Annotated in this window: 4 protein-coding genes and 1 pseudogene (1 of these 5 only partly in view); 1 reads left to right on the forward strand and 4 read right to left on the reverse strand. The window is 45.2% G+C overall.

What is annotated here, in order from left to right:
- Nucleotides 1-559: 559 nt before the first annotated feature.
- Together hemN and CKO50_RS00660 are read right to left on the reverse strand one after the other, a co-directional pair.
- Nucleotides 560-1,930: an oxygen-independent coproporphyrinogen III oxidase gene (gene hemN / locus CKO50_RS00655; protein ID WP_095726685.1), complete on the reverse strand. Its 1,371-nt coding sequence runs from the start codon at nt 1,928-1,930 to the stop codon at nt 560-562.
- A gap of 108 nt (nt 1,931-2,038) precedes the next feature.
- Nucleotides 2,039-4,069, reverse strand: a complete 2,031-nt coding sequence (locus CKO50_RS00660) for a methyl-accepting chemotaxis protein (RefSeq protein ID WP_095726607.1) — start codon at nt 4,067-4,069, stop codon at nt 2,039-2,041.
- A gap of 127 nt (nt 4,070-4,196) precedes the next feature.
- Between CKO50_RS00660 and CKO50_RS00665 the strand changes: the two genes are divergently transcribed.
- The gene (locus CKO50_RS00665; protein WP_095726608.1) at nt 4,197-4,994 is read left to right on the forward strand and encodes an NADP-binding protein; all 798 of its coding nucleotides are present in this window, start codon (nt 4,197-4,199) and stop codon (nt 4,992-4,994) included.
- Here CKO50_RS00665 and hutH read toward each other — a convergent pair.
- Complete coding sequence (gene hutH / locus CKO50_RS00670; RefSeq protein WP_095726609.1) at nt 4,986-6,518, reverse strand: histidine ammonia-lyase; 1,533 nt, start codon at nt 6,516-6,518, stop codon at nt 4,986-4,988. The two genes, CKO50_RS00665 and hutH, sit on opposite strands and share 9 nt — an antisense overlap.
- 2 nt (nt 6,519-6,520) lie before the next feature.
- Nucleotides 6,521-7,380 (reverse strand): annotated as a pseudogene (gene hutU / locus CKO50_RS00675) (urocanate hydratase); it runs 815 nt beyond the window's last position.

A 7,380-nucleotide genomic window follows, 5' to 3' on the forward strand; every position in this document is an offset into this window, starting at 1 on the left:
CCATGTGAAAGTAGAACATCGTCAGGGCCTTATTAGAGAAAGCCCGATTCGAGAGAGTCGGGCTTTTTTGCTGTTTGGGGTATAGAGATTTGAGATTTAAAAATCTCGCGAGGTAAACTCGCTCCTACTACAGCATCAGCACTGAGCAGTATGGTCGGAGGTAGTTTACCCACCGAGCTGTTGGGCTTCCCATGTGACTCTCTATTTAAAAAATGAGAACATCCTACTTCGTAGCGAACCTGGGCCAAATACGAGGTTGATGAAAAGCGTTCATCCATGCACTTCATCGACATTCGAACATCCATATACTTCAAAACCAGTTTCAGCAATGTGATGGGTTTTTTGCTATGCGGGATTTGAAAAGAACATATCACAAGCAATCAACACATCGCGAGGCAAGCTCACTCCTACCACCACATCAGCACGCAGTATGGTCGGAGGTGGTGTACCCATCGATTAGGATAAGCGAAGCGCTATTCGACAGCTCTGTTATCCAAAAACTTAGCCATTCGATATATCGAATGGCTAAGTTTGTTGTAACTTTGAGAGGGTAAAGTGGTTAAATAACGCGAGAGAAGCGGGTGTTTTTTACTTGGTTTTGTAGGTAGGCATCAAAACACATACAAATAATGCGAATAAATAAATTACCGCTACTGGTGACTTTTATAGTGTGTTCATTCAGTTCTACCAGTCCATCAGCAGCTAGCGGCTCTAGTGCGTTAAGTGCTTGAAGGAAATATTCGTCAAAATTTATATCATAACGTTGCTCGAACACCTTTTTATCTAATTCAAAGTGACAAATAAGCTGTTTGATCACAGCCGCGCGTATTTCATCATCACCACTTAAGGTTATCCCTTTAGTGATCGCACATCTTTTATCACTTAAAGCCTGATAATAAAGTTTTAACTCTTTTTCATTTTGTAAGATCATATGACCTATTTGGGAAATGGATGACACACCAAGGCCTAATAGGTCGCACTCGCCATGAGTGGTATAGCCCTGAAAATTACGGTGTAGATGCCCTTCATTTTGCGCCATAGCCAGCTCATCGTCTTTTTTAGCGAAGTGATCCATGCCGATGAATTGATACCCTGCGGTGGTCATCTGTTCCAGTGTTTGCTTAAAGATCTCAAGTTTTTCTCCCGCACTTGGCATGTCGGCTTCTTTTAGTTTTCGCTGTGCTGCAAATCTATCTGGAAGATGGGCATAGTTAAATACAGAGACTCTATCGGGAGAAAGCGCGATAAGTTGCTCAATCGTTTGCTTGTAGCTCTCTACCGTTTGGAATGGTAGCCCATAGATCATATCCATATTAATAGATTTAAAACCGAGCGTTCTCGCTTCAGTTAAGATGGCCAGCACTTCGTCTAGATGCTGTGGGCGGTTTACCGCGGCTTGCACTTCATCATTAAAATCTTGTACGCCAAAAGACACACGATTAAATCCAAGCTCATATAGATGGCGCATCATATTTGGCGCAAGTGATCTTGGGTCTATTTCAATACCACGTTGTGCACTTTGAGAGAAGTTAAATGCACTATTCAGCATTTCGATTAGACGTGTCATTTGCTCTGTAGTTAAGAAAGTTGGTGTCCCACCGCCTAAATGAAGTTGTTCAACACAATACTCAGAAAATAGCGGTGCTTTTGCTGCGATTTCTTGTGCTAAGTAATCGAGGTAAACGTCAGCTTTGGATTGATGACGAGTAATGATTTTATTACAGCCACAGTAGTAGCATAGTTGATGACAAAAAGGGATATGAATATACAGCGAGAGTGAGCGAGATTTAGAGCCTGTAATAGCAGCTTGTAATTCGTTTTGGCTGTAACCAGACTCAAGCGACAGGGCCGTTGGATATGAGGTATATCTAGGACCAGATATATTGTACTTGTTGATAAGGGAATCATTCCAAATAGGTAAATTAATCACGATACGCACTCTCGAGTTTTATTAGTGTATCAGTGTACTTTTTACCGTCTGGGTTAGATTTGCCTCAGATCAAAACACGCCGCGATTGCGACGTGTTTTAGTGTTTGATTAAAGCTTAAATTGGTTGACCGTTGAGTTCAGTGCCTTGGCTAAGTCGTTCAAGTCGCGGGCTTCATCTGCCAGTACATTGGCGTGGTTGGCAGTGCTATTAACGAGTTCATTTATTTGGTTAAGACTATTGTTAATATCTTCTGCCACAACGGTTTGCTGCTCTGTTGATGTCGCAATTTGATGACTCTGGTCTTGTACTGTTGTGACCGACTCTGTGATTTCTTTCAAGGCATCCAGCACGGCCTGAGTTTCCTCCACGGTCCCCTCTGCACGGTCTTGACCTTGCTGCATCATCACTGAAGCTTGTTGGGCAATTTGCTGTAAACGAGAGATCATATTGCGGATGTCATCGGTAGACTCTTGCGTGCGGCTTGCAAGCGATCTGACTTCATCAGCAACCACCGCAAAGCCTCGACCTTGCTCGCCCGCTCTGGCGGCTTCTATGGCAGCATTGAGTGCCAGTAAGTTCGTTTGTTCAGCAATACCGTTAATCACATCGATAACGGCACCTATGTTACTGGTTTCTTGTTCAAGTCCGGCAACCACTTTTGCAGCCTCACCAATATGAAGTGCAAGTTCAGTCATGACTTCTTGAGCTTGTGATGAACGTCCCGCACCTTCATTGGTAATACGTTGCACGACATCAGCGGCTTGGTTGGTCTCTTGTGCATTACGTGAGATTTCAGTCACTGTAGCTGCCATCTCGGTCACTGCCGCGCTTACGCTATCTACCTGTTCCTTTTCGCGCTGAATCTCACTGTTAGTATTGTTTGATACTTCACGCAATTGGGCGGAAGCATTACTTAATTGCTCAGCTTGTGCTGCGGTATCGAGCATCATTGCTCTAAGTTTATCGATGAAGGTATTCATATGCAGCGCGAGTTGACCAACTTCATCTTTACTGGTGATATCGATACGTTTAGTCAGGTCGCCTTCACCTGATGCGATGTCTCGCATGGTTTCGGTAAGCGCTACAATCGGCTTAGTGATCATTTGCGTGGCGAGTAAGATCATTGCCACGATAATGGCTAAGATAATAATCAAGGCTGTGATTGTGCTCATTACGGCGTCATTCACCGGCGCTTCGATCAGCGACACCGGAATGAGTAGGCCAACGTGCCAATTTAATAGGGGGTTGTCTAATTTGACATTGTCATAAACAACATAATACGCTTCCCCTTTGAACGTGACCGTACTATTGCCAACGGGGTTACGTTTGATAGCGGCATTCAGATCGTCAAAGCCTGATGTATTGGCAAACTGAGATTCAAGGCCATCTAAACCTTCTTTGCCTTTCTCGCCTTCATCAGTGGTAGAGAGTGAATGACCAGTACGCTTGGATAAATGCACAACATTTAAATCACCATCGAGCAAAAAGCCAAAACCTTTATCTTGAAATTTGATACGTTCAACCATATCGTTCAATTTATTGATCTGTAAGTCGACGCCACCCATAGCGACGAGTTTACCGCTGTTATTGTAGATAGGTTGACGGATCACTGCAGACACCGCACCGGTATTGATATCGGTTGCAATTGGACCGACATACAATTTACCTACATCAAGCGTATCTTGCCACCATGGGCGTTTATAAGCATAGTAAGGTCTGCCATCTGAATATGCTGAGGTACGATCATTTTCTTTAAAATATTCACCGGTGTTTGCTGAGGCAATAAAGGCTGAGAGAATATTGTCATCACCCTTGGCGATTCTAACTAAGTCTTCATTGACCTCTTGATAGTCTTTATCTTTAGTCAGATCGGCGCCACGAGTATTGTAATTTTCAAACCAATGAATGTTGTGAGGCGTAGAAACAAAGGTTTCAACTACTTTGCCGTATTGGCCAAAAAATGCTTCCATCGCTAATTTTTCGGCTTGAATATAGCTTTGCGTTTCTCGCTCAATACCATCTCGAGAGAGCGTTGCAATATGGCTGACGAAAAAGCTTGATGCGATAATTAATAATACGGAAATGGTGCCGCCAATTAGCAGCAATATTTTCTTTCTAAGGGATAAATTCTCAAGCATGACAGTTCTTATTTTTAGCTTATGCAAGCGGTAATCAAACCATAGATAAAAAGAGAACGCCACCGTTTGCGTTAACTTCTTTTACATAGATAATACAAGGTAACTTCCTGGTTAAGGCAATATCCATATGAAAGTATTAAATCGTAGTTTAGTCGTACTGGGCGCGGGTTGGCTCGGTGCAGCGTTGTGTCGCGAAGCCGAGTTTCAAGGGTGGCAAGTCGAAGGCACCAGAACCCAAGCAAACAAGATGCATAGCTGGTCAAGGCAGCTGGCCTTAACTGAAAATGGGACTTTAGCGCACTCTATTTCTTTACACGACGCGTATTGGGTATGTGCGATCCCACCAAGAGCTAGGCATGTTGATAGTAACTATTTAGAAACGCTAGAGCAGGTATTGTTACTTGCAAAGAAGATGTCAGCAGCAGGCTTCTTATTGTGTTCGACCACTGGGGTTTATAGCACCGAAAATGGTGAGTATGATGAACAAGGTAAGTTAGCGGATAAAGCCAACAGGCGTGTTGATATACTTAGAACTGCTGAAGAGATGGTGCTTAACGCAGGCGGCAAGGTTGTACGCTTAGCAGGTCTTCAAGGTCCGGATAGGGAGCCTGGGCGATTTGTAGTAGGAAAGACTTTGTCTAGCTCAGCGAATGGTAGAGTGAATATGGTTCACCGGGGCGATGTTGTTACTGCAATCAATACCGTGATCGCGCAGTGGCAGGATGCTGCAGACATTTATAATGTTTGCTATCCAGCACACCCCACGAGACAGGCGTTTTATCAATATCACTGTGAAAAGTTAGGGAATGAGATGCCAAGTTTCGCTTCGTCAAAAGAGGAATCGCGTATTATTAAAGCCGAGCGTATTACCGAACTCGGCTTTGCCTACCATCATCCCATTGTTAATGAATCTGAGTTAGGCTGAAGGTAAGAGTTGTGCTGGTAGCAAGTGCGCCAGTGCAGCTTGACCCAGTAACGCATTAGCACTTTCAATATCCGGTGCAAAATACCTATCTTTGTCATAAAAGCTCACGACTGCTCGTAATATTTGCTGAGCTGTAGCCACTTTGTCAGATGGCTTAAGTGGCGCTCTAAAATCTAACCCCTGCGCTGCAGCAAGATATTCAACTGCGAGTACACCTTGGGTGTTGTCAGCCATTTCCTGTAAGCGTCTTGCCGCAAAGGTTGCCATGGAAACATGGTCTTCTTGGTTTGCCGAGGTTGGGAGGCTGTCAACACTGCCAGGATGTGCGAGTGTTTTGTTTTCAGAGGCCAGTGCCGCAGCAGTGACTTGCGCAATCATAAAGCCCGAGTTTACACCGCCATTGTTAACTAAGAAGGGAGGTAGTTTTGATAAGCTCGAATCAATAAGCAGTGCGATACGACGTTCAGCCAATGCACCAATTTCAGCAATGGCTAGCGCTAGGTTATCAGCCGCCATCGCGATAGGTTCTGCATGGAAGTTGCCGCCAGAAATAATATCTCCAGCATCAGCAAATACCAGCGGGTTATCTGTTACCCCATTGGATTCTACAAGGATCACCTCAGCGGCCTGGCGGATCTGAGTTAAACAGGCACCAAGCACCTGTGGTTGACAACGCAAGCAATAAGGATCTTGTACTTTTTCACAATCAACATGAGCATCACTTATTTCTGAGCGAGTTTGTAAGATATCTCTAAACGCCAGTGCGGTGTCGATTTGGCCTTGCTGACCACGGACTTCGTGAATACGCGCATCAAATGGCGAGCGGCTGCCCATAGCCGCTTCAATGCTCATTGAACCAACGACACAGCTTTGCGCATAAAGATCTTCAGCTCTGAAAAGACCTTGCAGTGCAAAGGCTGTAGATGCTTGTGTACCGTTAAGTAGTGCGAGGCCTTCTTTTGCAGCTAAAGTAAGTGGTTCAAGTCCTGCTATTTTTAACCCATCGATGGCATCGATAAGCTCGCCACGATAGCGAACCTGGCCTTCGCCAAGGATCGGTAAACACATATGCGATAGTGGTGCGAGATCGCCAGATGCTCCAACGGAGCCCTTCTTGGGCACACAAGGATAGACTTCGGCATTAACCAAGGCCGCTAAGAATTCAATTACATCCAAGCGGATCCCAGAGAAACCACGAGAGAGCGAGTTGATTTTTAGTACCATCATGAGTCGAACGGTGCTATCGTCCATTAACTCGCCAATACCGGCTGCGTGCGACAGTACAATAGAGCGTTGTAGCAACTCTAATTCGTCTTTTGCAATTTTGGTGTTGGCCAGTAAGCCAAAACCCGTATTAATGCCGTAAACGGTGCGTCCTTCTTGGATCACTTGCTGTACTGTGTCAGCACTGTTAGCAATAGCGGCTTTCGCTGACTCGTCTAAGCTGAGATGAACAGGCTGTTGATTGATTTGTCGTAACGTGTTTAAAGTCAGTTGGCCTGGGATTAAATTTAGTGAGTACATACTTACTTTCCTTCCAGCATAGGTAAATCTAGTTTTTGTTCTTTTGCACAGTCTTTGGCTATGTCATAACCGGCATCGGCATGACGCATTACACCGGTACCTGGGTCATTCCATAGTACGCGAGATAAACGGGCGTCTGCTTCGTCTGTGCCATCTGCCACAATAACGACTCCCGAATGTTGACTGAAACCCATACCAACACCACCGCCGTGATGCAGCGAGACCCAAGTTGCACCGCCAGCCGTGTTTAACAAGGCATTGAGTAACGGCCAGTCTGATACTGCATCTGAACCATCCATCATTGATTCCGTTTCACGGTTTGGACTGGCTACAGAGCCAGAATCTAAGTGATCACGACCAATCACAATCGGTGCTTTGAGTTCTCCATTTTTGACCATTTCGTTGAATGCTCGTGCTAAACGCGCTCTGTCCTTCAGTCCAACCCAGCAAATACGAGCAGGCAGGCCTTGGAATTGAATGCGCTCGCGCGCCATATCTAACCAATTGTGAAGGTGTGGGTCGTCTGGGATAAGCTCTTTAACTTTCGCGTCTGTTTTATAAATATCTTCAGGATCGCCAGACAGCGCAACCCAACGGAATGGACCTATGCCTTGGCAAAACAGTGGACGAATATAGGCAGGAACAAAACCCGGGAAATCAAAGGCGTTATTAACCCCTTCTTCTAAGGCCATTTGGCGAATGTTATTCCCGTAGTCAGTTGTTGCGGCTCCGCGTGATTGCAGCGTTAGCATGGCTTGTACTTGCACTGCCATAGATTGTTTTGCGGCTTGTACAACCGCTTGTGGATCGCTTTCGCGAAGCGCGGCTGCCTGAGCCATAGTCCACGTTTGCGGTAAGTAGC

The organism is Pseudoalteromonas sp. HM-SA03, from assembly GCF_002289345.1.
In the GTDB taxonomy this organism is placed as follows: Bacteria; Pseudomonadota; Gammaproteobacteria; order Enterobacterales; family Alteromonadaceae; genus Pseudoalteromonas.